This window comes from Bacillus sp. RHFS10 (assembly GCF_016757475.1).
GTDB classification, from domain to species: domain Bacteria; phylum Bacillota; class Bacilli; order Bacillales; family Bacillaceae; genus Bacillus; species Bacillus subtilis_G.
Genome location: NZ_JAESPO010000004.1, coordinates 141,716 through 167,599, shown reverse-complemented (window position 1 = coordinate 167,599; position 25,884 = coordinate 141,716). Strand labels below are relative to the sequence as shown.

Annotated in this window: 21 protein-coding genes; 8 read left to right on the top strand and 13 right to left on the bottom strand. The window is 46.3% G+C overall.

Annotated features, from left to right (window positions below; all coding sequences use genetic code 11):
- Positions 1-11 precede the first annotated feature (11 nt).
- Both JMN17_RS15260 and JMN17_RS15255 read right to left on the bottom strand, forming a co-directional pair.
- Positions 12-860 (bottom strand): HAD-IIB family hydrolase, encoded by an 849-nt coding sequence (locus JMN17_RS15260; RefSeq protein ID WP_087991294.1) that lies wholly within the window; start codon positions 858-860, stop codon positions 12-14.
- Entirely contained in the window at positions 832-2,157 is a 1,326-nt protein-coding gene (locus JMN17_RS15255) for a DegT/DnrJ/EryC1/StrS family aminotransferase (RefSeq protein ID WP_202328480.1), read from the bottom strand. The genes JMN17_RS15260 and JMN17_RS15255 overlap by 29 nt, the downstream gene beginning before the upstream one ends.
- A gap of 105 nt (positions 2,158-2,262) precedes the next feature.
- Between JMN17_RS15255 and ntdR the strand changes: the two genes are divergently transcribed.
- Positions 2,263-3,252, top strand: a complete 990-nt coding sequence (gene ntdR, locus JMN17_RS15250; RefSeq protein WP_202328479.1) for an NTD biosynthesis operon transcriptional regulator NtdR — start codon at positions 2,263-2,265, stop codon at positions 3,250-3,252.
- Positions 3,253-3,832: 580 nt separating this feature from the next.
- Here the strand turns inward: ntdR and JMN17_RS15245 are convergent.
- Together JMN17_RS15245 and JMN17_RS15240 are read right to left on the bottom strand one after the other, a co-directional pair.
- Entirely contained in the window at positions 3,833-4,987 is a 1,155-nt protein-coding gene (locus JMN17_RS15245) for an AbrB family transcriptional regulator (protein WP_087993650.1), read from the bottom strand.
- Between the two features lie 107 nt (positions 4,988-5,094).
- Positions 5,095-6,297, bottom strand: coding sequence for an MDR family MFS transporter (locus JMN17_RS15240; RefSeq protein WP_087993649.1), 1,203 nt, complete (start codon positions 6,295-6,297; stop codon positions 5,095-5,097).
- 113 nt (positions 6,298-6,410) lie between these two features.
- On the opposite strand from JMN17_RS15240, the gene JMN17_RS15235 reads away from it, so the two are divergent.
- Entirely contained in the window at positions 6,411-8,138 is a 1,728-nt protein-coding gene (locus JMN17_RS15235) for an SgrR family transcriptional regulator (RefSeq protein WP_202328478.1), read from the top strand.
- Positions 8,139-8,326: 188 nt separating this feature from the next.
- Here JMN17_RS15235 and JMN17_RS15230 read toward each other — a convergent pair whose 3' ends face one another.
- The gene (locus JMN17_RS15230) at positions 8,327-8,791 is read right to left on the bottom strand and encodes a ferritin family protein (RefSeq protein WP_202328477.1); all 465 of its coding nucleotides are present in this window, start codon (positions 8,789-8,791) and stop codon (positions 8,327-8,329) included.
- 184 nt (positions 8,792-8,975) lie between these two features.
- Between JMN17_RS15230 and addB the strand changes: the two genes are divergently transcribed.
- From addB to hlpB, 5 genes are all read left to right on the top strand, one after another.
- Entirely contained in the window at positions 8,976-12,476 is a 3,501-nt protein-coding gene (gene addB / locus JMN17_RS15225) for a helicase-exonuclease AddAB subunit AddB (protein ID WP_202328476.1), read from the top strand.
- Positions 12,463-16,167 (top strand): helicase-exonuclease AddAB subunit AddA, encoded by a 3,705-nt coding sequence (gene addA / locus JMN17_RS15220; RefSeq protein ID WP_087993646.1) that lies wholly within the window; start codon positions 12,463-12,465, stop codon positions 16,165-16,167. Before addB ends, addA begins: the two co-directional genes overlap by 14 nt.
- 73 nt (positions 16,168-16,240) lie before the next feature.
- Positions 16,241-17,416, top strand: a complete 1,176-nt coding sequence (sbcD, locus tag JMN17_RS15215) for an exonuclease subunit SbcD (protein ID WP_087993645.1) — start codon at positions 16,241-16,243, stop codon at positions 17,414-17,416.
- Positions 17,413-20,805, top strand: a complete 3,393-nt coding sequence (gene sbcC / locus JMN17_RS15210) for an exonuclease subunit SbcC (RefSeq protein ID WP_202328475.1) — start codon at positions 17,413-17,415, stop codon at positions 20,803-20,805. The genes sbcD and sbcC overlap by 4 nt, the downstream gene beginning before the upstream one ends.
- A gap of 16 nt (positions 20,806-20,821) precedes the next feature.
- Positions 20,822-21,118 carry an HNH nuclease-like protein HlpB gene (gene hlpB, locus JMN17_RS15205; protein ID WP_148964229.1) on the top strand — a complete coding sequence of 99 codons (297 nt, stop codon included), beginning with the start codon at positions 20,822-20,824 and terminating at the stop codon, positions 21,116-21,118.
- A gap of 36 nt (positions 21,119-21,154) precedes the next feature.
- On the opposite strand, the gene JMN17_RS15200 is transcribed toward hlpB, so the two are convergent.
- The 8 genes from JMN17_RS15200 to JMN17_RS15165 all read right to left on the bottom strand — a co-directional run bounded on the left by JMN17_RS15200 (position 21,155) and on the right by JMN17_RS15165 (position 24,744).
- Entirely contained in the window at positions 21,155-21,373 is a 219-nt protein-coding gene (locus tag JMN17_RS15200) for a spore germination protein (RefSeq protein WP_010333667.1), read from the bottom strand.
- A 49-nt stretch (positions 21,374-21,422) separates the two neighbouring features.
- Complete coding sequence (locus JMN17_RS15195) at positions 21,423-21,806, bottom strand: spore germination protein GerPE (protein ID WP_202328474.1); 384 nt, start codon at positions 21,804-21,806, stop codon at positions 21,423-21,425.
- Positions 21,806-21,982 carry a spore gernimation protein GerPD gene (locus JMN17_RS15190; protein ID WP_087993641.1) on the bottom strand — a complete coding sequence of 59 codons (177 nt, stop codon included), beginning with the start codon at positions 21,980-21,982 and terminating at the stop codon, positions 21,806-21,808. The genes JMN17_RS15195 and JMN17_RS15190 overlap by 1 nt, the downstream gene beginning before the upstream one ends.
- Positions 21,979-22,596: a spore germination protein GerPC gene (locus JMN17_RS15185; RefSeq protein WP_087993640.1), complete on the bottom strand. Its 618-nt coding sequence runs from the start codon at positions 22,594-22,596 to the stop codon at positions 21,979-21,981. Before JMN17_RS15185 ends, JMN17_RS15190 begins: the two co-directional genes overlap by 4 nt.
- Before the next feature lie 23 nt (positions 22,597-22,619).
- Positions 22,620-22,853: a spore germination protein GerPB gene (locus JMN17_RS15180; RefSeq protein ID WP_141113432.1), complete on the bottom strand. Its 234-nt coding sequence runs from the start codon at positions 22,851-22,853 to the stop codon at positions 22,620-22,622.
- 13 nt (positions 22,854-22,866) lie between these two features.
- Positions 22,867-23,088, bottom strand: a complete 222-nt coding sequence (locus JMN17_RS15175) for a spore germination protein (RefSeq protein ID WP_087993638.1) — start codon at positions 23,086-23,088, stop codon at positions 22,867-22,869.
- Positions 23,089-23,506: 418 nt separating this feature from the next.
- A complete protein-coding gene (locus JMN17_RS15170; RefSeq protein ID WP_087993637.1) occupies positions 23,507-23,677 on the bottom strand; it encodes an aspartyl-phosphate phosphatase Spo0E family protein in 171 nt (56 codons plus the stop codon).
- 143 nt (positions 23,678-23,820) lie between these two features.
- On the bottom strand, positions 23,821-24,744 hold the full coding sequence (locus JMN17_RS15165) for a CotH kinase family protein (RefSeq protein WP_202328473.1): 924 nt from the start codon (positions 24,742-24,744) through the stop codon (positions 23,821-23,823).
- Between the two features lie 154 nt (positions 24,745-24,898).
- Here JMN17_RS15165 and JMN17_RS15160 point away from each other — a divergent pair, with 154 nt between their 5' ends.
- Positions 24,899-25,804 carry a fumarylacetoacetate hydrolase family protein gene (locus JMN17_RS15160; RefSeq protein WP_087993635.1) on the top strand — a complete coding sequence of 302 codons (906 nt, stop codon included), beginning with the start codon at positions 24,899-24,901 and terminating at the stop codon, positions 25,802-25,804.
- Positions 25,805-25,884 lie beyond the last annotated feature (80 nt).

Here is a 25,884-nt window from a genome sequence, read left to right as displayed (position 1 = left end):
CTAATTCCTCCTCATGATCCAATGATTTTTTTTAAGGTAGTCGTAATTCCTTTTGAGTACTCACGATCAGATATAAGTTGGTGCAGGTTTTTGGCTTCTTGTGTTGCATTTTTTAACAGATATCCATTCCCGACTGCCTGTAACATACGAACATCATTTCCGCTATCTCCAAATGCGATCCCTTTTTCGGTATTTAGGTTGTATTTCTCTAACATAAACTTCACAATTTCATTCTTCCCTGTACCCATGGGTATAAAATCTACATCATAGCTGTCTTCTGGATCACCTGCTAAGGGATTACAGCGATTTATATTAACTGAAACTCCGTATTCCTCGCAGATTTTTTCAATTGCTAACAGGTTTTTCTTGTCGTTTATTTCATCTTGTTCCTGATAATAAAAGTTATGCTTATACCGTGACTTTCCTAATTGAGTTTGAGGATTCAAAAGAATGTTTTCATTTTCATGTAACTGTTTTACAAGTATTTCAATCTTTTCTTTACTAAACTCTTCATTTATACGACTGTTCCACTCCTTATCTTGCTGTCCGAAGTTATGATCTGAAAAGTACGTAATTTCAGTTCCAAGATCACTAGCTATAAAATGCGGGAAATATCTAAATTTTCCTCGTTCCATTTTATCGAGAATAGATTCTATACTACTCCCAGTAACCCATCCGATTAGTAGTTCCCCAGCTTTACTTTTTTGTTCTAGATAGTCTTCGAGTTCATATATATCTTGTTGTTTCTGTTCATCGATTGTATGCGGAAAATACGTTTCATCAAAATCACAAAAAACAATATACTTAGGATGTTCAACCTTGGATAACGTTTTATACTCCGACATCTTGCTTAATAACATGAAACAGTCCCTCCATTACTCTGTCTTGCTCTTCTAACGTAAATGACGGATATAAAGGCAAATGCAGCACCTGACTATGAGCTTTTTCCGTATGAACCAATTGGAGTTTTGCATACTTTTCCTGTACTAAAGGAGTTTTTTGCATATGAGACAGTACTGGATAATATACATCTGTTTGAACACCAAACTCTTCATTTAACTTAGTCATGATATCTGTTCTATCTTCTGTTCTTACCTTAATAGGAAACAGATGCCACACATGATCTTCACTTAATTCTGGTAATTCAATAAGGCCTTTATTCTGTAATTCTGCTAGTTGAGTAATGTATCTATCCGCCAAGAATAATCTTTTGAAGTTGTTTAATGAAAGATACTTCATTCTCTCTAAACCAATTGCTGCCTGTATATTGTCCATTTTTGAATTAAATCCAAAATTGATGACTTTCTTATTTTTCACATTTACTTCAAAACCATGATAACTAAATTGAATGCATTTTTTAGCGAGTTCTTCATCATCAGTTGCTATTGCCCCAGCCTTACCACATACACCAAAATTCTTATATGGATTAAAGCTTAATGTAGTGATGTCTGCATACTTTCCTAAGTCTGTCAGTCCAATTCCTTGGCAAGCATCCTCAATGACTTTTAATTGATAACGATTTGCTATTTGACGGATATGCTTCATTTCTGAATGTTTTCCGTATAAATGCACAGGTAGAATAAACTTTGTATAAGGAGTTATTGCTTCCTCAATTTTGTCAGGATCGATGCAGAATGTTTGTGGGTTAATATCGACATAGATAGGAACGCCACCCACAGCTAACACAGCATTTTCAGTAGCTGAAAAGCTATTAGCCGGCATGATTACTTCATCCCCTCGGTTTAACCCTAAAGCCAGTAATCCTATCATAATAGCATCCGTTCCACTGCTGGTTGCAATTACATACCTTTTATGTAAATATGTAGATAAAACATTTTCGAATTGATCTAAATAGGAACCGCTCGTAAATTTTCCAGTTGGCAAAACTTTAGTTAAAGCATTTAAGATATCATCCACTTCATCATTGGTTATTAATCTATCGACAGGCATAAAAGGGACTTTACTTATTTCGCGATTTTTTTGGTAGTTGAAAAGGTCATTTTCAATATCTGTATTTTCTTTTAATACTTGTCTCCACCGCTCGTTTACAATACTGTCTTCAATAACAAGTTCTTTTCTTTGTACGTCACCTTTTAAGTGTTTTAGTAGTAACATGTTTTCTTTACTTTTACCTAAAACTTTAACCTGTTTTTGCATGAACAGTACCTCCAATGATTTTTTTAATCTTAAAAATTTGTTACAAATTTATCCTAATTTCTGAAACCGATAACATGTCAATAACTTTTTTAAGGAAGGGAAAATATGCCTACAATTGATGAGATAGCAAAATTATGCAACGTGTCTAAAACCACAGTATCAAGAGTATTGAATAATCACCCTTATGTGTCGAAAGAAAAAAGAGATATGATCTTAAACGCTATTAACGAACTTGACTACACGCCCAATTATTTAGCTCGGAATTTTAGGAGAAATAAGACACAAACGATAGCTTTATCGGTTCCGAGTATCGACCATCCATTTTTTGCTCAATTAATAAAAGGGGTCTCTCATGAAGCGCTGTTTAAGAATTACAAGGTCATTGTATTTCAAACCTTTTATGACCAACAGACAGAGATAGAACTATTAGAGTTATTGAAACACAAAGAAGTTGATGGTATTATTCTTGGAACTTTAGAAAATGAATGGGATAAGATATCCCCTTTCTTAAAGTATGGTCCTATCTTATTATGTAATGAATATCATCACTCAGCGGACATCACGATCATTGGGTATGATGAATTTGAAGCCGCATACATGGGGGTTGAACATTTAATTGAAAGAGGACATAAAAAAATTGGATTTTGTTTTGATACTCCAAATAGCGAAGCTCAATGTCAGAGGAAAGAGGGTTACTTGAAAGCTTTACAAGATTACAATTTACATCATAGAAACGAATGGATATTCGGGGAATTGTTTAATATCGAGGATGGCTTTCGTGTTTTTAATAAGATAAAGGATTTAAAGGACAGACCCTCAGCAATATTTACAGGAAATGATCAAGTCGCTGCAGGGATTATTAAACAGGCGATAAAAAATGGCTTTCATGTTCCAGAAGATTTAGCTGTAATTGGGTTTGACAACCAATTGATTTGCCAAGTCGTTACTCCGACGATAACAACAATTGATATTCCCATAATAGAATTAGGTCAACAGGCTGTGTTGAAAATAATCGAGTATATTTCGGGTAACACTTCTTTAAACAGAAAAATTATTAAACTGCCAACAAATCTTATTATAAGAGAATCAACTTAACTCTAGGTTTTCACTTCCGTATCATTTTATATCTTTATATAGAAAAAGAGGTTATTCATATTTAACCTCTTTTTCAATCAGGAAGCCTGTTTTTTGAAATTCTCATAAATGCTTCTATACCAAAGTCGTCAATGATTTCTTCGCCTTTCATTTCGCCCTCTGGTAGCATTCCTTCAAATCTGATGCATATTCTGATCAAACAAATTTTTGTTCAGCAATGCGGATGAGCGGACATACACAATAAAAAAACCACCCTATGCTATTAAGCAAGAGTGGTAATCTAGAGTGACTTCCTTCATAAACTCCATTTCAACAGATCCATCAGGAGTCTTTAAAATTTTTCATTACTCATGGCTCTCTATGCTGTATCCGCTATTACTTGTAATTCATTTGTGTCAGCAATTTCAAACGCATTCTCATCTTTCGAATCATCTTTTGTTGTTCGAGCTGTCTCGATTAACAACGAAATATCTTGATTGAAGCTATTTACACTTACCTGCCCGAAGTCTTCCATACTCTACAGAATAGAGCGAACATTCCCCTTTTCTGTATAAATATACTACTTGTGAATTTTTTTCAACTAGGGATTGCTGCCGCTTATCGAATGCTCTGTGCCTTTTTTCTCACCGTGAAGATGGTGAAGCAGGCGATAAAACGGCGGCAAGAGGGCAATGACAAGGATGACGCGTATGACCTGAACCGCAACGACAAAGGTGGAATCGGCATGCAAGGTAACAGATGTCGTCGCCATTTCTGCAATGCCGCCGGGGGCAAATGCCAGAACAGAAGTGATGAGCGAGATGCCTGTCAGCTTGGAAACGATCACGGCGCTCAAAAACATAGCTGCAATTAAACCGACGGACGAGACGAACCCGACGATGATAATGCGGGTGACGCCGGCAAACATGCTTTTATACATCTTAGAGCCGATCGTCGCTCCGAGAAATACTTGCGACACATGATTAGCTTGTGACGGCCACCACGACGTCAAATCGTGCCCTGTCACCGCAGCGCCGCCAACATGTACAAGTGCCACACCGAGCATGCTGCCGAGCAGCCATGGCGCCGGAAATTTTAAACATTTCGCGGCTTTGCAGGCGCCCCAGGCAGCGAGAATCAGAACGGCGGTCCACAAAACGGGAGCGAGCCTAAAATCCGTCGTTGCCGAGGAAAGCGTTTCTGCTGCGGCACTTGCGGAACCATCTTGTTTTGTATAGATGAGGATGACCAAAAACGGGATGGACAGCACAACGAGCAGCACACGCATCATTTGTACGAGGCTGACAATGGCGGTATTGGCGCCGACCTCCTGTGCGATGCTAGGCATGGCGGACAGCCCGCCGGGAGCCGTACCGACAAAGCTGGTCATCATATCCGTTTTGCTGAAACGCCAAAGCACATATCCTGACAGCATGGCCATAAGTATAGACAATACCAGCATAACGCCGACTGAAAACCAATGGTCTTTGAGGACAGAGAGAACGGATAAATTCAGCTTTTGGCCCAATTCGATGCCGAGAATCACCTGACCGAGGGCGAGCCATCGGCGGTTAATTCCTTTTTGGTCCGGCGCCATCATCAGCCATGCCGGCCGTATCATGGCGAGGCAGCAGGCGATAATCAGCGTTCCGATCATCCATCCAATTGATATTCCGGTTAATGAAAGAATAAATCCCCCGGCTGCACTGATTGCGATAAACCATAGATCTTTGAGGAGATGTTCGTCTTTCTTCAATGTAAAACCCTTCTTCCTTTTCACGTAACACTCCAATTGTTCACGTAGTGAATGTATGATTACTATAGTATATTTTCGTTGATAAAGAAATGATGAATTATTTTCTATTATCCATTCACTTTTCTTATGACCTTCTGCTCGAGCCTCTCTATTGTGTAAGTCAGGCATAGACCCGTTGCCAGCAAACACACGGCCAGAGTGTAAAAAATCACTTCTCCGCCAAACGATGTCAGGATCAGCCCTCCTGCAAGGGGGCCGATTGAGCGGGAGATATCCCAATGCAGGCCGTATACCGCATAAAACCGGCCGAGTAAATGAGGCGGTGCCAATTTCGAAATAAAGGTCTGGATGTGGGTTAATCCGATGCTTTCGCCAACCGTCATCACCGCTGCCGTTACCAAAAGCATTGTCACAGAGGTTGAGCATGCGAAGCCGACAGCTGCAAGGGAATAACAAATATAAGTAATCAAAAGGATCGTTTTCATTGAAAGCTTTTCGGTTCCTTTGACAAGGGGAATCTGGAGAACAAAGCTGAATAAAGCTTTGGCCGCCGAATAAATGGTCAGCATGGATAGATAGTCGGAAAACATGTTTTTGCTAAACAGCCTGTAAGTTGTTTCTGTTTGCGCATATAACATGCTGATGGGGAGAGAAAGCAGCAAAAGAAGCAGTACAGGCCTATATATCGTAAAGCTCGGGGAAAACGCCGATGCACCAGTTGTTATCATCGGCTTTGTTTCCGGCAGTTTCAGTGCGGCGATCAGAAAGTAAAGGAACAATGCCGCGGCATCTAAAGCGAATATCCACACGGGGTCATGCTTGTACAGCAGCACTCCCAGCACAGGCCCTGCCGTCAGGCCAGCTGAATAGATCACATTGATGACCGCAAACACTTCTGAACGTCTGCTTTCCGGCGTGCTTTCGGCAATTTGGGCGCGGGAGGCGGGAATGTACAATGATCTCCCCATACCATTCATGACATAGAGAATGGCGAAAACATACGCATGCTCAGCAAACACAAAACCCGTCATGGCGGCTGATTGCAGAAGCAATGCGATCAGAATCGCGGTGCGACGCCCAAGCCGGTCCGTCACCCGTCCTGCAACGAGCGTCAGGCAAATATCGGCAAATGGCTGAAGGCTGATGATCAACATGGGAATCATGACACTCCCGTTTAATTGTTCATGCAAATACAGCACCATAAAAGGGCCCATCATTGCACCTGTCAGGCTTGTCAGCATCTCGCCGAAAAAGCGGAGCCAAACGGGAGCGGTGTATCTCGATTTGATAGATTGAAAGCTGGATAACATGTGATCGCCGCCTTTCGCGTTTTGATATAGTAGTAGTGTATAGAAGGGACGGCGGCCCAAAAAGTGAAGAAAAGAAGAGAAAAAGATTCCCCTTTTATCGGGAGGTGCGGGGATTGAAGCTGATTGAGCACTATGTGGCACTTGTAAAAACAGGACATGCTGCGTATGGACAAATGAATGAAATGACGCTCACTGAGATTGCTGACTGTTTATTTTGTACAGAAAGAAATGCAAAGCTCATTTTACACAAGCTGGAGAATAAGAATTGGATTGTCCGGGAAAGCGGGGCGGGACGCGGCCGCAAATCCAAAATCGCGTTTCTTCGCCAGCCTGAGGAACTGCTTTTTCAAACCGCCAAGGAATATACAATGGCTGGAAAGCTAAAGAAGGCAAAGGAACTGATTCAACAGTATCAGTCCGCGTTTCCGGGGCTTCAAAACGAATATGATATGTGGTTTTCTGAGGTGTTCGGCTTTGTGACAGAGACTGGCGGGGATGGAGCGAAGGATGTGCTTCGGCTGTTCATCACCCCTGAAGCTGTCAGCAGTCTGGACCCGTGCCGCATCTTTTTGCGGTCTGAGGGGCATTTCGTCAAACAAATATTTGATACATTGCTCACGTTTGATCCGGATGTGCAGGAGCCGAAGCCTCATTTGGTTCATGGATGGGAAGAGGACGGGAAAAAACGGTGGAGGTTTTTTCTTCGAAAGGGTGTGTCTTTTCATAACGGACAGCCGCTGACGGCGCGGGATTTTGCGTTTACGCTTCGGCGCTTTTTGGCACAGGCTGACAACCCATATAAATGGCTGTTATACGGAGTGAAACAAGTCTTAGAAAACGGCTCTTATTGCGTGGAGCTTATACTTGATAAGCCGAATGAGCTTTTGCCGTATGTTCTTTGTGATGAACGGCTGTCCATTCTGCCGGCAGAACAGGGCGGCGGAATCAATGGAACAGGGCCTTTTCGGGTGATGCAGCATCACGGCCGGATGCTTGTGCTTGAAGCCAATGAGCGCTACTTTAAGGGACGGCCTTTTTTGGATCGCGTTGAGTTTGTGTTTTCTGAACAAGCCGGAGAGATGAATGGTTTTACCATTCAAGAAAAACAAACATGTTCTGAGAAGCAAACGGTTTTTGACGAGCGGCATGTTCAGTATTTGTCGCTCAATCTGAAAAAGAAGGGGCCTCTTTGGCATCGAAGCTTTAGAAAAGCGCTCCGCCTGCTGATTTCCTCTGAACGGCTCGTTCGTGAAGCGGGAGGGCACCGCAAAACCCCGGTTACGTCTTTTTTACATTCGAGTCCTTTTGATTGGGGAGGCGTTTCACCTTCTGAATTGCTGAAGCAGAGCGGCTACAAAGGAGAAACGCTGGTGCTGTATACCTTTTCGGAAACGGATCATCGCGAGGACGCCGAGTGGATTCAAAATGTTTGCGCCCAACATGGCATCAGGCTTACACTTCAATTCTGTGATTCTGCTGATCTGCGCCGGCCCGAAATCGTGCAGATGGCGGATATCATCCATGACAGTGCGACGTTTTATCAAGACAGTGAGTTTGGTTTTCTGCATTTGCTGCTGTCTGAGAACAGTTTTTTGTGCCAGCATCTATCTGAAAAGATGAAACAGATATGCTCAGAAATGACAGAACGCTTTTTTTCGATGCCTGACCGCTGTTTGAGAATCAATATGCTGCAGGACATTGACCGCCAGCTTATACAGGAATTCAATGTGATTCCGCTGTATCAAAATGTGCTGCGGGTGACATCAAGCGAGAATGTGAAAGGCCTGATGCTTGATGAAGAGGGATGGATTGATTTGTACTCCGTGTGGCTGTCTAAATGAAAAGAGGGTTCTTTCTTGAACCCTCGCTGTCTATTATGACGCTGCCATGCTGCGGTCTTGGCGATGATCGTGACCATGCTTTTCATATTCTGTGCCGCGCGCATCATGCTTGAAGAGCCTCGGGTACAAGCTTCAGAATTTTTCTCCGTGGCCGATCCCCTCTGCGTATCGTTTTATGTTTTCTGGCTTTATTTGAAAAAACAGGCGGGGTATATGTAACGTTCCGTCAAATAGTATAGAAACCAGACAGCGTGATGTTGTTCATCCCGTGCGGCGCACGTAAAGAGGCTTTTCGCTTTTACGTTTGAGGTTTCCTCGGCCGCACGCAAGTAAAAGCGGACTGTTTCTTGTTCATCTTTAAAAGCGGCGTTCAGCCCTCTCGTGAAATTGTCCGGGCATTCCCCCGTTTGTTTCGGCATAATGTGTTGGCCGGTAATGGCTTCGTACAATGTGGAAAATTCACGGAGGTGGCGCATTTCGGCACGCCTGATGTCTTCTATCTGCTTTCTGATTTCGTCGCGGCGGGCAAGTTCGGCAAGCTTGCGGCAGCATTGAACTGCGCTGAATTCGCCGTTAATGGCCTTTTCCAGATTCCGAATCAAAACAGGGTCTTCCCGGCACGGCGCCGGATAGGGATAGTAGCTGTAGTGCAAGGGGGTTCAACTCCATTCTTAGGAATTGGGCTTCTGTAAAAAATATATGCAGGGCGGGGAGACATGTGCGGAGAAATTCAGCTTTTTATATGCGAAAAGGCCGTTTTTACCAATAAATCAGATTGGTCATTTTCGTCAACATTCGATAAAATATATAGAGATAAAAAGAGAGGGGTCTTCTATTTTGGGAGCAGAGTTTTTAGTAGGCAGGTCCGGGAGTGGAAAAACGAAGCTGATCATCGACAGCATTCAGGATGAACTGCGCCGGGCTCCATTCGGGAAACCGATCATTTTTCTAGTCCCGGATCAAATGACGTTTTTAATGGAATACGAGCTTGCTAAAACGCCTGATATGGGCGGAATGATACGTGCTCAAGTGTTCAGTTTTTCACGATTGGCCTGGCGCGTTCTCCAGCATACGGGAGGAATGAGCAGGCCGTTTCTTACGAGCACAGGCGTACAGATGCTCCTGCGGAAGCTCATTGAGGAGCATAAACAGGAGTTTAAAGTCTATCAAAAAGCGAGTGACAAAAGCGGGTTTACCGCACAGGTAGAGCGCATGCTGACAGAGTTTAAGCGTTACTGTCTGGAACCGGAAGATATCCGCCGGATGGCGGAAAGCGGAACGGCTTCCGAGTATCGCGGGGAACGTGTTTTATCTGAAAAGCTTCATGACTTATCGATTCTGTATCAGCAGATGGAAAAAAGCCTTTCAGACCAATATCTTCACTCTGAGGATTATTTGACATTGCTGTCAGAGCATATCCCGCTTGCGGAAGATATAAAAGGCGCGCATATCTATGTGGACGGCTTTTATCAGTTTACACCGCAGGAATTCAGGGTGTTGGAGCAGCTTATGGTTCATGCAGAGCATATCACGTTTTCGCTGACAGCGGACAAGCCGTCATATGAGCGGGAGCCGCATGAACTGGAATTGTTCAGAATGACGGGAAAAGCCTATTACCGCCTTCATCAGAAGGCGAAGGAACTGAATCTGGACATCACCTATAAAGAGCTAAACGGAACTGAGCGGCATACGCAGGCGCCGGAACTGGCGCATCTAGAGGCGCAGTATGAAGCGCGTCCGTCTGTCCCGTACGGAGAAAAACAAGAGGCCTTAACTGTGATGCAGGCCGCAAATAGACGAGCTGAGCTGGAAGGCATCGTCCGGGAAATTCACGCGCTTGTCAGAGAGAAGGGCTATCGCTATAAAGATGTAGCGATTCTTGCGCGCCAGACGGAAGACTATAAGGATATGGTGAAGGAAGTTTTCGCTGATTACGAGATTCCTTATTTCATTGACGGAAAAGCATCTATGCTGAACCATCCGTTAATCGAATTTATCCGGTCGAGCATTGATGTTCTGAAAGGGAATTGGCGTTATGAAGCGGTGTTTCGCTGCGTGAAAACCGAACTGCTATTCCCGCTTAACGAACCGAAGGCGAAGGTGAGAGAACAGGTCGATCAGCTTGAAAATTACTGTATCGCCTACGGTATTAAAGGCGACCGCTGGACAAAGGGCGACCGTTTCCACTACAGACGTTTTGTATCATTGGATGATGATTTTGCGCAGACCGATCAGGAAATCGAAATGGAAAACATGCTGAATGACACACGCGACTGGATTGTTCCGCCGCTTTTTCAGCTCCAGAAACGAATGAAAAAAGCTAAGACAGTTCAGGAGAGGGCGGAGGCGCTCTACCGTTATTTAGAGGAGACAGATGTGCCGCTGAAGCTGGATCAGGAGAGACAGCGCGCTGAGGAAGACGGCAGAATCATTGAAGCGCAGCAGCATCAGCAGGCGTGGGATGCAGTCATCCAGCTGCTTGAGGAGTTTGTTGAAATGATGGGGGATGATGAGATTTCTCTAGATTTGTTTCAGCAAATGATGGAAGCCGGCGCGGAGTCGCTCACATTTTCTCTTATTCCGCCTGCGCTTGACCAGGTGTTTGTCGGCAATATGGATTTATCCAGAATGTATGGCACCGCTTGCACCTTTGTGCTGGGGGCAAACGACGGCGTTCTGCCGGCGCGCCCTGATGAAAACGGGGTGCTGTCGGACGATGACCGGGAATGGCTGAAAACCATAGGAATTGAACTTTCCTCAGGCGGGCGGGAGCGTCTGCTTGATGAGCATTTCCTCATCTATATGGCGTTTTCCAGTCCGTCTGACCGGCTTTATGTGTCGTATCCGATTGCTGATGCGGAAGGAAAAACGCTTTTGCCGTCGATTGTCATTAAGCGGCTGGAAGAGCTGTTTCCGCAGCATAAGGAGCGCCTATTGACAAATGAACCTGAGCAGGTCAGCGATGAGGAACAGCTTAAGTATGTCGTCAATAAAAGCGTGGCACAGTCCTTTACCGCAAGCCAGCTCAGATTATGGACTCGGGAATACGACATCAGCGACGTTTGGTGGAGCACGTACAATGTGCTAATGAGTGAGCCGGACAGGCTGCAATCGAAAAAGCTGTTCTCAAGCCTGTTTTTCCGGAATGAAGTGAAGCAGCTTGATCGCGGCGTGTCGAGACAGCTCTATGGCGAACGCATTCAGGGCAGTGTATCGAGAATGGAAAGCTTTAACGCGTGCCCATTCTCCCATTTTGCGTCACACGGGCTTCATCTGAAGGAACGGCAATTTTTCAAACTCGAAGCACCGGATATCGGCCAGCTGTTTCATTCCAGCTTAAAGCTGATTTCAGACCGGCTGCGTGAGCAAAAGCTTGATTGGCGCGATTTAACGAAGGAGCAGTGCGAGCTGTTTTCCTTTGATGCGGTAGAACGGCTGGCACCGAAACTGCAAAAGGAAATTTTGCTCAGCTCAAACCGGCATTATTATGTAAAGGAAAAGCTGCAAAAAATTGTGACCCGTGTGTCAGGCATTTTAAGCGAGCATGCGAAAGCGAGCGGATTCGTGCCGATCGGGCTTGAACTGGGCTTTGGGGGAAAAGGGCCCCTTCCGCCGCTGACCTTTACACTGAAAAACGGCTGCACGATGGAGCTCGTCGGGCGAATAGACCGTGTCGATAAAGCGGAAAGCTCAAAAGGCCTGCTCCTCAGGATTGTCGATTATAAATCAAGCGACAAAGGCCTTGACTTAGCGGAAGTATATTACGGACTGGCGCTGCAAATGCTGACGTACCTTGACTTATCAATTACACATTCAGCCGACTGGCTCGGAATGAGAGCGACGCCGGCCGGAGTGCTGTATTTCCATATTCATGACCCGATGATTCAATCTAATCTCCCGCTTGGGCTTGACGAGATTGAACAGGAGATCTTTAAGAAATTTAAAATGAAGGGCCTGCTCCTCGGCGATCAGGAAGCGGTTCGCCTCATGGATACGACCCTTCAAGAGGGACGGTCAAATATCATTAACGCCGGCTTGAAGAAAGACGGCTCTCTCAGGTCGGATTCAGCGGCAGTCGGCGAAAAGGAATTTGAGCTGTTGACGAAGCATGTGCGCCGCACCTTCCAAGAAGCAGGCGAACAAATCACCGACGGACGTGTATCGATTGAGCCGTATAAAATGAAGAACAAGACGCCGTGCACATACTGTTCGTTCAAATCAGTATGCCAATTTGATGAATCATTAGAAGAAAACGAGTATCGACCATTAAAGGCTGAAAAGGACAAGACGATACTTGAGTGGATAAAAAAGGAGGCGGATGGCAATGAACATTCCTAAACCGGCAGACAGCACATGGACAGATGACCAATGGAATGCCATTGTTTCAACCGGCCAGGATATTCTCGTGGCAGCGGCGGCGGGCTCCGGAAAAACCGCTGTGCTCGTTGAACGAATGATCCGGAAAATCACCGCGGAAGAAAACCCGATTGATGTAGACCGGCTTCTCGTTGTGACATTTACAAACGCCTCAGCGGCAGAGATGAAACACCGGATCGCGGATGCCTTGGAAAAAGAGCTTGTAAAACGCCCCGGATCACTGCATATCAGGCGCCAGCTGTCTCTTTTAAACCGGGCCAGCATTTCGACGCTTCATTCCTTTTGCCTGCAAGTGCTGAAGAAATATTACTACTTAATCGATCTTGATCCGGGCTTTCGGATGGCTGATCAGGCAGAAGGCGAGCTGCTTGGGGATGAGGTGCTGGACGAGCTGTTTGAAGACGAATACGCAAAGGGCGAGAAGGCGTTTTTTGAGCTTGTTGACCGCTACACGACAGACCGGCATGATCTGGATCTGCAATTTCTCGTCAAACAGGTGTACGAGTATTCCCGTTCCCACCCGAACCCGGAGGCATGGCTGGAGAGCTTTGTTCATTTGTATGATGTATCGGAAAAGAGCGCCATCGAAGAGCTTCCGTTTTATCAATATGTCAAAGAGGATATTGCGATGGTGCTTCACGGAGCGAAGGAAAAGCTCTTGCGCGCGCTTGAGCTGACAAAAGCGCCGGGCGGCCCCGCGCCGCGCGCTGACAATTTTCTTGATGATCTTGCGCAGATTGATGAACTGATTCAGCATCAGGGTGATTTCACTGAACTTTATAAACGGGTGCCCGCAGTCTCTTTTAAGCGCGCGAAAGCAGTAAAAGGGGACGAGTTTGATCCTGCGCTCCTTGAAGAAGCGACGGATTTGAGAAATAGCGCAAAAAAACTGCTTGAAAAGCTTAAAACCGATTACTTCACGAGAAGTCCTGAACAGCATTTGAAAAGCTTGGCCGACATGAAGCCTGTCATTGAAACGCTTGTACAGCTTGTCATCAGCTACGGAAAACGATTCGAAGCCGCGAAGCAGGAAAAATCAATCATTGATTTCTCTGATTTGGAGCATTACTGTTTATCCATTTTGACAGCAGAGAATGAAACAGGTGAACGCGAGCCGAGCGAGGCAGCAAGATTTTATCAGGAGCAGTTTCGCGAGGTGCTCGTTGACGAATACCAGGATACCAACCTCGTGCAGGAATCGATCCTGCAGCTCGTCACAAGCGGGCCGGAAGAGACAGGCAACCTGTTTATGGTAGGAGATGTCAAACAGTCGATTTATCGATTCAGGCTTGCTGAGCCGCTTCTTTTCCTCTCCAAATACAAACGATTTACAGAGAGCGGAGAAGGTACGGGACGGAAAATTGACTTGAATAAAAATTTCCGAAGCCGGACTGATATTTTAGACAGCACGAACTTTTTATTTAAACAGCTGATGGGCGGCAAAATCGGTGAGGTTGATTATGACGAGCAGGCTGAGCTGAAGCTTGGTGCGGCGTATCCGGACAATGATGAGACGAAAACGGAGCTGCTGCTGATCGACAACACAGAAGAGACGGATGCAGGTGAGGAAGCAGAAGAGCTGGAAACCGTGCAGTTCGAAGCTAAAGCGATCGCCAAGGAAATTCGCAAGCTGATTTCATCGCCATTTAAGGTGTATGACGGAAAAACGAAAACACACCGCAATATTCAATACCGCGATATCGTGATTTTGCTCCGTTCCATGCCGTGGGCGCCGCAAATCATGGAGGAGCTGAGAGCACAGGGCATACCGGTTTATGCCAATTTAACGTCAGGTTATTTTGAAGCGGTCGAAGTTGCCGTCGCGCTTTCTGTGCTGAAGGTGATCGATAACCCGTATCAGGATATACCGCTTGCCTCTGTGCTGCGTTCCCCGATTGTCGGGGCGGATGAAAACGAGCTGTCTTTGATCCGGCTTGAAAATACAAAAGCGCCGTACTATGAAGCGATGAAAGACTATTTGGCGGCGGGTGACCGTAACGACGAGCTTTATCAAAAGCTGCAAACATTCTACGGACATCTGCAAAAATGGCGTTCGTTTTCGAAAAACCACTCAGTATCTGAGCTGATTTGGGAAGTGTACCGCGACACGAAATACATGGATTATGTCGGCGGGATGCCGGGCGGAAAACAGCGCCAGGCCAATTTGCGTGTTCTCTATGACCGGGCGCGCCAATATGAATCGACGGCATTTCGCGGCCTGTTCCGTTTCCTGCGGTTTATCGAACGCATGCAGGAGCGGGGCGATGATCTTGGAACGGCGCGAGCGCTCAGCGAGCAGGAGGATGTTGTCCGTTTAATGACGATCCACAGCAGCAAAGGGCTCGAATTTCCAGTCGTGTTCGCGGCGGGTCTCGGCCGGAACTTCAACATGATGGACTTGAACAAATCGTACCTGCTGGACAAGGAGCTTGGATTTGGCACGAAGTTTATCCATCCGCAAATGCGCATCAGCTACCCGACGCTTCCGCTCATCGCGATGAAGAAAAAAATGCGCAGAGAGCTGCTGTCAGAGGAATTGCGTGTTCTCTATGTCGCATTAACGAGGGCGAAAGAAAAACTGTTTCTGATTGGCTCGTGCAAGGATCATCAGAAACAGCTCGCAAAATGGCAGGCATCCGCGTCCCAACCTGACTGGCTTCTGCCCGAATTTGACCGCTACCAGGCGAAAACGTATTTAGATTTCATCGGGCCGGCTCTTGCCAGACACAGAGATTTGGAGAATTCAGCTGAAAACGGTGCGGCAGCGCATGCTGATATATCAGGACACCCGGCTCGTTTTGCCGTTCGAATGATTCATTCCTATGATTTGCTTGATGATGATTTGGAAGAAAGAATGGAAGAAAAAAGCGAGCGCCTAGAAGCGATCCGCAAAGGTGAACCAGTTCCCGGCTCGTTTGCATTTGATAAAAAAGCCCGCGAGCAGCTGAGTTGGACATACCCGCATCAAGAGGTCACACAAATTCGAACAAAGCAGTCGGTTTCTGAGATCAAGAGAAAAAGAGAGTACGAGGATGAATACAGCGGCAGGGCTCCCGTTAAACCGGCTGACGGAAGCATTCTGTACAGGCGCCCCGCTTTTATGATGAAACAGGGCCTGACAGCGGCGGAGAAAGGGACAGCCATGCATACGGTGATGCAGCATATCCCGCTGACACATGTGCTGACGATAGAAGAAGCGGAGCAGACGGTTCACAGGCTTTATGAAAAGGAGCTGCTCACTGAAGAACAAAAAGCCGCTATTGATATAGAAGAAATCGTGCGATTTTTCCATACGGAAATCGGCGGACAGCTGATCGGCGCTAAATGGAAGGACCGGGAAGTGCCATTTAGTTTAGCGCTTCCGGCAAAGGAAATCTATCCTGATGCACAGGAGGCGGATGAGCCGCTTTTGGTGCAGGGAATCATCGACTGTCTCTATGAAACTGAAAACGGCTTATATCTCTTGGACTATAAATCAGACCGGATTGAGGGCAAATTCCAGCACGGCTTTGAAGGAGCGGCCCCGATCTTGAAGAAACGATATGAAACGCAAATTCAGCTGTACACGAAGGCGGTTGAGCAAATTGCGAAAACAAAGGTAAAAGGATGTGCGCTTTATTTCTTTGACGGAGGGCACATACTGACATTATAGCGAGATCCGTAAGCTCCGCGATTTCAGACGGAGCGGATCTCGTTTTCTATACAAAAAAGAGAGGTGAAAGCATTTGCGGATTTTACATACGGCGGACTGGCATCTTGGAAAAACGCTTGAAGGAAGAAGCAGGCTGAGTGAACAGGCCGATGTGCTTGATGAATTGAATACGATTGTAAAAGAAGAGCAGGTCGATGCCATTGTCATGGCGGGGGACGCGTTTGACACCGTAAACCCGCCGGCTTTAGCCGAGCGGCTGTTTTATGAAAGCCTGTCTGCGCTCAGCGACAGGGGAAAGCGCCCGATCGCTGTCATTGCCGGAAACCACGATAATCCTGACCGTTTGTCCGCCGCTTCACCGCTGACACATGAAAACGGCATTTATTTAATCGGTTATCCGACAACAGAACCGCTTCATATTGAAGTGCCTTCAGCCGGGGAGCTTTTGGCTGTCGGAGCACTAGCGTACCCATCTGAAGCGCGGTTAAATGAAGTGCTTTCTGATACATTTGATGAAAAGCTGCTCCGTGATCATTATGATGTGAAAATCAGGCAGGCGTTTGAGCATATGACAAGCCGGTTCCGCAAAGACGCAGTGAAGATTGCCGCCAGCCATATTTATGTCGCAGGCGGAAACCAAACGGATTCAGAGCGGCCGATTGAAGTCGGCGGGGCTTATACGGTGGCCGCTGAAAGCCTGCCGGCTGATGCCGCTTACGTTGCGCTCGGCCATTTGCATCGGCCGCAAACGATCAAACGGGCGCGTACGCTTGCGCGTTATTCAGGATCTCCGCTCGCCTACAGCTTTTCTGAAGCGGGCTACGCCAAATCAGTGACAATCGTGGACGCGAAGCCGGGGGAAGAGGCCTCTTGGCATGAGGTTTTATTATCAAGCGGCAAGCCCCTTGTGAAGTGGAAAGCGGCAAATGGCTTAAGCGAGGTGTACAGCTGGCTGGATGAAGGCAGGGATCAGAATGCCTGGATTGACCTTGAAATCCGTGTGGCGGACCAGTTATCACTTGAAGAAATCCACAGACTGCGGAAGGCGCACCCGGGCTTTATCCATATCAGGCCGGTTTTTGAAGAACAGAACAAAGACCGGGAACAGATCGAGGTTAAGCATGTGTCGATCGAAGACCGTTTTAAGAAATTTTATGAAAAACAAACTGGCGGCGCGGTGCCGGATGAAGAAATGGTGAAGCTGTTTTTAGAGCTTGCATCAGGCGTTGAAGAGGAGGATGCGAAATGAAGCCGATCGTCTTAACTATAAAGGGGCTCCACAGCTTTAGAGAAGAGCAGACGATAGATTTTGAAGGCCTTTCAGGCGCCGGTGTTTTCGGCATTTTCGGCCCGACAGGAAGCGGTAAATCCTCTATCCTCGATGCAATGACGCTTGCTTTATACGGAAAGGTGGAGCGGGCCGCAAACAATACGCACGGAATTTTAAACCATGCGGAAGATACGCTGTCTGTTTCCTTTACCTTTGCGCTTCAGACGAATCATCAAATCTCTTACAAAGTCGAGCGTGTGTTTAAGAGAACGGATGAAATGAAGGTGAAAACGGCACTTTGCCGCTTCATCGAAATCAAAGACGAGCACACGGTGCTGGCTGATAAAGCCAGCGAAGTGAATAAAAGAGTCGAGGAGCTCTTGGGGCTGACGATCGACGACTTTACAAGAGCGGTGGTGCTGCCGCAAGGGAAATTTGCCGAATTTCTGTCTTTAAAAGGGGCGGAGCGCAGACATATGCTTCAGCGTTTATTTCATTTGGAGCAGTATGGAGACCGGCTCGTGAAAAAGCTGAGACGGCAAGCGCAGGAAGCCAATGCGAGAAAAAATGAAATGCTTGCTGAACAGTCCGGTCTAGGTGAGGCGAGCTCAGAAGCGGTTGAGCAGGCGGAAAAGGCTCTCGAACAAGCCGAAGCTCATCTGGAAGCAATGAGGAAGAATCGTGATCAGGCAAAAGAGCGGTTTACGGAGCACCAGGAGATTTGGAATGTTCAAAAGGAACAATCGGCTTATGAAGAAGAGAAAAAACGTCTCGAAGAGGAACAGCCGCACGTAGATAGCATGCAAAAACGCCTGCTGGAAGCAGAAACAGCCTCTGCTCTGAAGCCCTATGCGGACAGGTATGCAGAAGCGATCCAGCAAGAGGAGAAGGCTGCAAAGGAACAAATGCTTGCCCAAAAGGATTTAGCAGACCGGACAGCATACTATCATCAAAAACATGAAGAGTATGAAGCGTGGCGCCGGTATAAAAGCGAGAAAGAACCTAAGCTTTTAACCGAGCAGGAGCAGCTTTCCCGCTTGCAGGAGATTGAAATCAAACGAAGTGAGGCCAAGCAAGAGGAAGAACGCAAAAAGACTGAACTCCAGCAGAAAGAAGAGGCTCTTCAATCTGTCATGAATGAATTGGAGACTGTAACAGACCGTCTTTTACGAGGGCAAAACAGACAGACGGAACTGAAGCAGCAGCTCAAATCTCTGCAGGTGACATTAGATGAGCGAAAAAGCTGCCAGCAGGCCGCAGAGATGGCATTGCGCATCAGACAGACTGAGGAGCAAATCACGACAGAGAAAAAACGAAGTGATGCATTGAACCTCGTGCTGCAGAAGATGAATGAAGAGAAGAGTACACTCGATCAAAAGACAGGGGCGGAAGAAAACAATATCGTACAGGCATATGAGGCTGTACAAACCGTGTACCATTTGGTGTGTGAGACGGAACGGTCATTAGCGGGTATGACTGAGCAGGCTAAAAAGAGACAACAAACGCTTCACGCACAGCGTGAAAAAGCAAGAATGGCGTTGCTCACAAAAGAATTAGCCGAAAAACTGACCGCCGGAAAGCCTTGCCCGGTCTGCGGTTCAACGAATCATGATCCGTCTGCCTCAGTACATGAAACATATGAGCTCGACAGCAGTCTTGAAGAGAACATCAAACAGACAGATGTGTTATTGACGGAAGCGGCAGCTCTCAGCCAGGAGATTCTTTCAGCCAAAATCACACTTGAAGAACAGTCCGCACGGTTTATCGAACAGTGTCCGTTTTTGCAAACGATTCAAGCGCCGAACCTTGAAGCGGCAGCTTCTTACGAGAATCAGCCGGTGCATGAGGCATTCGATACTGCCAAAATTGAATGGAAACGAGTCAAACAGGATATTCTTTCTGTTAAAACACGAATGGCGCAAATGATTAGCGCTTATCAGGAGTCTTTAAAAAAGGCCGATCAGCTTAATGAAAAAATCGGTTTTGAAAAAAGAGAGGCTGACCGTATCGAAAGCATCATTACCGAGCTTCAGTCCTCGATGGACAGCCGCCTGAAAATGTTTAATGAAGCGTTTCAGGATCAGTCTGTGAATGAAGCGGAAAAATGGCAGCAAGCCATTGAAGAAAAGGACCGGGCTGCAGAAGAATGCGAAAAACGCATTGAGAAGAGCATCGCGTTTCTTGCTGAGCATGAAGCACAAAAGGAAAAGCTGCGGGAGTCGGGGCATCAGCTTGAACGTGAAAAGCTGGAGCTTCATTATGCGGCTGAACGCATCAAGAGTGTGATCGCGGATTATGAGCACGAACTCGGAGATTACGCAAAACGAGACTCGATCGAGATCAAACTTCGCTCTGTCCAACAGGATCTAAAGCAGTTAAAGGAAAAAGAGCAATCTCTATATGAAGAATTGCAAAGCGCCCAGATGAAGCTCAATCAGGCGAAAAGCCGCGCTTCAGCAAGCGAGCTGACGCTTCAAGAGGCGAAAGACAGATTGGAAAAAGCGGAAGCCGCTTGGCTCGAGCATGCGAAAAGCACCCGCTTTACCCGGGCTGAGGAGGTGGAGCGAAGTCTTATCCCAGCCGAAGAGCTTGACAAGATGAAAGCCGGCATCGACCAGTTTATGGATAAGCTGAAGCAGAATGCTGCAAACTTAAAACGGGTAGCAGAGATACTTGCCGGCCGAGCCTTATCAGAGAGCGAATGGAGCGCAACCGTTACGGCATTACAAGAAGCTGAGGACGCATTAGGCGCTGCTATAGAGGAAAAAGGCGCAGCAGCGAAAGCGCTGGCCGTCATTCGCGACCATCATAAACGGTTTAACGAAATTGAAGCTGAACTGAAAAAACGGCAGACACATATTGACAGGCTGGACAAGCTGCAAGCTGTGTTTAAAGGCAATACCTTCGTTGAATTTTTAGCTGAGGAGCAGCTTGAAAGCGTTGCGCGGGACGCATCAGCAAGACTTGGCATGCTGACGAGACAGCGCTATGCCATAGAAGTGGATTCAGAAGGCGGATTCGTGATGCGGGATGACGCGAATGGTGGCGTCAAACGCCCGGTATCCAGCTTATCTGGAGGAGAGACCTTCCTCACTTCGCTTTCTCTCGCTCTTGCGCTGTCCGCGCAGATCCAGCTTCGCGGGGAATACCCGCTGCAGTTCTTTTTCTTAGATGAAGGGTTCGGCACCCTTGATCAAGATCTGCTGGATACGGTTGTGACAGCCTTGGAAAAACTGCAGTCCGACAATCTGTCTGTCGGTGTCATCAGCCATGTGCAGGAACTGCGGGCACGGCTTCCGAAAAAGCTGATCGTCCATCCGGCTGAACCGAGCGGCCGCGGAACACGGATATCTCTTGAGTTGATGTAAGAAGGGGGAAACGGATATGGCAAAGCAGACTGCCGGAATATGTGAGCTGTGCGGCCGGAGTGATGTCCAGCTGACAGAGCACCATCTCACACCGAAAGAGGAAGGCGGAACATTCCTGCCGACAGCCATGCTCTGTATTCCTTGCCATAAACAGATTCATGCCTTATATACCAATCAAGAGCTTGCGGTTCGCTTAAACGGAATAGATGAACTTAGAAGTGATCTGAAGCTTGCACGGTTTGTCAAATGGATCAGAAAACAGCCGCCTGAGAAGCTGATCAAAACAAAGAAATCAAATGAACGAAAAAAATGACTAAAAAGCAGCCCTCTCTTTGCAGAGCGGCTGCTTTTATCCATTTCCAACCATATCTTGATCGCTGACATCGGGGTCTATATAATTTGTCGCGTTGACTGCATTGTTTAATAGAAGGAAGTCTCCCGTGTTTCCTGCTCCCGAACCGAGCGCAGATTTTGAAGAGCTTTTCGGAGAAAGGTAAAAGGAATCACCAAAGTTTACGACTCCGCCCGATATCGAATTGATAGCTATAGGCCCGACAATTGCTGGCATAAACGACACCCTTTATCGAAGTCTCTGTTTAGTATATGCTCTTGGCGGACTATTGTGAGCGCGGAGACTGAATCTGCCTGATATGTTTGATTCTCGCATCGCCGCGGACAACCGAAGCCGCCCCTGCATGAAAGACAGAAGAGGATGAGACCCCTTGAATTTTGACGTTGCGAACATAAATGACCGGAACCTCGTGGCAAAATGCGCTTTGCACCCCTGTTTCCGGAATCGGTGTCACAGCCTGCTGCTGAAAGATCGGGTAATCCTTGCTGTGAAATGAGCCTTCATTATTGTAAAACGTAGACAGCGAGCGTTGTACAGCAAATACTTTTATGCTCATATCGATTTCGTTTGTGTCGCCAACTTGAAACACACTTGCTATTGCGAGAGAGTTAAATTTAATCGTTCTGATGCGGGATATACGCTTAAGCATTATGCCGGCGACAGCGGAGCAAACGGTCCGATAATAAGAGATTCAGGCGGAGTGTCGAAAATTGAAGAGAGATAGATTGCTTCAGTGTCTCCGATGTGAAAAATAGAGGAGCTGGACACACCGTTCATTCGGATATCCCCGACCTCCAGATTACGGTTGACAACTGTGAAAATCATGCTTGCTCATCTCCTTTCATTTCGGATGGAATATGTTCCAGAAAATGTTCTACAGCACGGATCACGTCTCGCTTCACATGCTCAGCGATATGTTCCGCATATTGTTTAGGCGGTGTCTGTTCTTCTTTTTTGATATGGGACATATAATAGTGAATCCGGCTGTCCATTTGTTTTCTGATGTCTTCAATGACATGATGCCTGTTTGTATCGTCAAGCCTGCTGTCATATTGGTTTTCAAGCTGCTCCAAAACATCTGGAATTTCTTCGGTTAAGAACATGTCGACATTTTGTCGGATCTGCTGCATGAGCTGGGCGCTCTCTTCCTGCTGCATCATCCCGATTTCAGGTGTTGTTTGGCTGACTTCAAAATTTTGGACACTGTTCGGGTCTGTCGGATTTAAGCCGATATTCAGTGTCCCGTCGAGCCGTTCAATTTTCAGCTGGTCAAATTTATACTCCACACGCTCAATGGTTGTGGCCGGCCGCTGTTTCATCGAATTCATTTCAGTTTGAATCTCTTTCAGCTGACGTTCGAGCTGCTGAATATGAAGCGCCTGCTGCTGAACGAAGGAGTTCAAGTTTTGCAAATAAGAGGAAACAGATTGATCATACATGGTCTTTCACCTCTTTCATATGATTAACGGCCAGGAGGCTGGAGCGGGACCAATGCACCTGTATCGGGTCCCTGCGACTCGACTGGCTGCCCCAAGGCGGTTACCTCTGGCGCGGGTTCTGCGTAGCTTCCCGTGTTATACAAGTTTGACAAAGATTTGATTGATCCGGCGCTTCCGATTTGCAGAATAGAGGAGTTGCTGATGGATTCCAGCCGAAGATAGTTAATTTGAATGGTTTGATTCACATAGAAATTCATGGGCCTCACTCCTTTACGCATTCCCTGCGATCGGCTGATCAACTGCATCGTTGTCATACACATTCGTCGCGTTTTTGTAATTCGTCACTTTGAGGCTGTCACCGGTATTAAAACTGCCAGCACCGGCAAACGTTCTGACCTGTGCCTGAGGAGAAATCGTAATACAGTCCCCGATGTGAACGACTCCGCTCGTACCAATCGCATTAATTTTAAACGCTCCGACAATGGCCGGCATACGAGCACATCCTTTGTTGAAAAATTGAAAAAAGGCGGGTAAAGTAAAAATACAATTTGATTTCAATTGGGCTATTCACGATAGCTTATGACAAACGCGCATATGTGTGAGGGAAATTTAAAGGGGACATATCAGCTTTTCATGCAAACGATTAAATTTTTTCAGCCGATATGTTTAATTGTTTGATAAGCCGGGTAATGTATAAACCGAGCGGAATTGCGGCGATGGATGCCGCTATCCGCCTGCGTGATTTTTCAGTTTCTTTGGTGTTTTTGCGTGTAGGAAATGCTTTTTGGAGTATGTCGTGCTGCGGTAACCGATTTTTTGGGCGGACACATTCTCGCCCTGAGGTATCTCTCAGAAGTGCTGAGCAAAAAGCGGAGTTACATATGGTGAATTCAATGTTATAGAAAATGATTCACATACGGGAGTTTTCAGGATATCCCCCAAAAACCATTTCTTTTTTAATTCGGGTGTTCAAAAGACTGTCCAGCTCTTGGCTGCATTGAATCGTTTCCTTTGAGTTCATGCCGTATTTTTGTGCTGTTTCAATTAGTGTGATTCTCATTTCTTCAATTTTACTATTCATTACCTTATCTCCAATTCTAGAATTTATTTTGATCAAAACAGGATATCGTTAGTATAACCCATTTTTGCTAAAAAGGTTGCCTTTCGTCAATTTGACTAAAAAAGCGACAATTTTTTTGCGGCCTTTTTTCATGCAAGGAAGGACTATAGTCTTGCTAAGTGTGCTTGCAAAAGGTCCTGCCGTTCCTCAATTTCTCTAAGTATGTTTGTCTGCTCCTTTTCGAATTGAAAGGGGCTTTTTTTTATAAACGGATCATCATCAGCTTTTTGACAAATGTCAAGTTGCCATTCGCTGATGAAAGGAGACAATCGTTCAATGGTAAACGACCGGTCCAGCACGTTTTTCATTAATGTGTGATATTGCGACCGGAAAGCGGGAATGGAAAGCAGCCTTGACGCAAGCGTCCGTCCTTTAGTCAGCAGAGGATCTTCGTCAGCTATTCCGTGTGCGGCAAGCGATCGTGTCTCTATCGGGGAAACGTGAAGCCGGCCGGATTCGTTTAAACAAAATGTGTAATAAAAACATTGACGGGTGCAGGCGCTGCCGATCAGCCACAAAAAAAACAATTTGATATCCAGATACATTTTAATGCGTTCAGCTAATTCGGCATCTTCCGCTGTACGAATCAGCGTGAAAAATTCGTGTGAAAACGCGGAAGGTTCATCTTTAAAAACGGACAACGGAACCCGCGGATCGGCAGTCTTTACTCGATAAGCTTTCTTATCGGCTAGCTGATGGTTCTTGATGTTCAAATAAATGCCTTCGGGCTGGCCATTGATGGTCAGAAAGCTGTATGAGGCAGCGGGAGCAGGAACACCGATCTCGCCAAAAAGACAATAAGCGAGCCTGCGCCGCATCAGGGACGGATCACCCTGTTCCGCATTCAAAAAAAGTGTGCTTTCACCTAGCGGAGCCTTTTCCCAGCTGATTTCATAGGATGTCTTTTCCGCTCTGTCACGCTGTGTGAGAAGAATGGGAGAAACTGATAAGTCTGTCACCAGAAGCCCCTTGGCAGTTCCTTTTTTCTTAAGCTGATGCCGATGAAAAAATAAATGTACGCTCTCCATCTTTTTTCCTCCTCCTCAAAACGACATTTGTATGATATGTACTGCAAGCCCGTCCTGAAACGAAATGAAAACGGTCGTGATAAAAAGGGATTTCAGCATTCGACAGAGAATACATGAAGAAGCAGTCTGATTTAAAAGATGATGGAGGAATAACATGAAATTTGCGACAGGGGAACTTTACAACCGAAAGTTTGTCGGCCTGATCATTGATGATGAGAAAATCATGGATTTGCAAAAGGCTGAGAAGAAACTGTTTGAACTTGAGACGATTCCGGGATCGCTGATTGAATGTATCGCAGAAGGGGATAAATTCGTTACGCATGCGAGGCAGCTGGCCGAGTGGGCAAAGAAACCGAATGATGAGCTGGGATCATTTATGTATTCATTATCTGAGGTGAAGCTCCATGCACCGATTCCTAGGCCATCAAAAAATATCATCTGCATCGGCAAAAACTATAGGGATCACGCGATTGAAATGGGAAGCGAGGCCGACATTCCGGAACATCCGATGGTATTTACAAAATCGCCGGTTACAGTTATAGGGCATGGTGATATCGTAAACAGCCATGAAGGGGTCACCTCTCAGCTTGATTATGAAGGAGAGCTTGCTGTCGTCATCGGAAAAAGCGGCAACCGTATATCAAAAGAAGACGCATATGACCATATTTTCGGATATACGATTGTGAATGATATCACGGCGCGTGATCTGCAAAAAAGGCATAAGCAGTTTTTTATCGGAAAAAGTCTGGATACAACATGTCCAATGGGGCCTGTGCTTGTACATAAATCATCGATTCAGGAGCCTGAGCGCCTCAAGGTTGAAACGAGAGTCAACGGTGAGCTGCGCCAATCCGGTTCGGCAAGCGATATGATCTTTTCCATTCCGGAGTTAATTGAAACCCTCTCGAAGGGGATGACGCTTGAAGCGGGAGACATCATTGCCACCGGTACGCCGTCTGGCGTCGGAAAGGGATTTGCGCCGCCGAAATTCTTGCGGTCAGGTGACAAAATCGACATTACGATTGATCCGATCGGAACGCTGTCAAACCCAATCGGCTGAACCAAACAGAAGGGCGGACGCGGACCCGCCTTTTTTTCTGAGATTCATCTTTGTGGCAGAGGACAAGTTCATGGTACTAT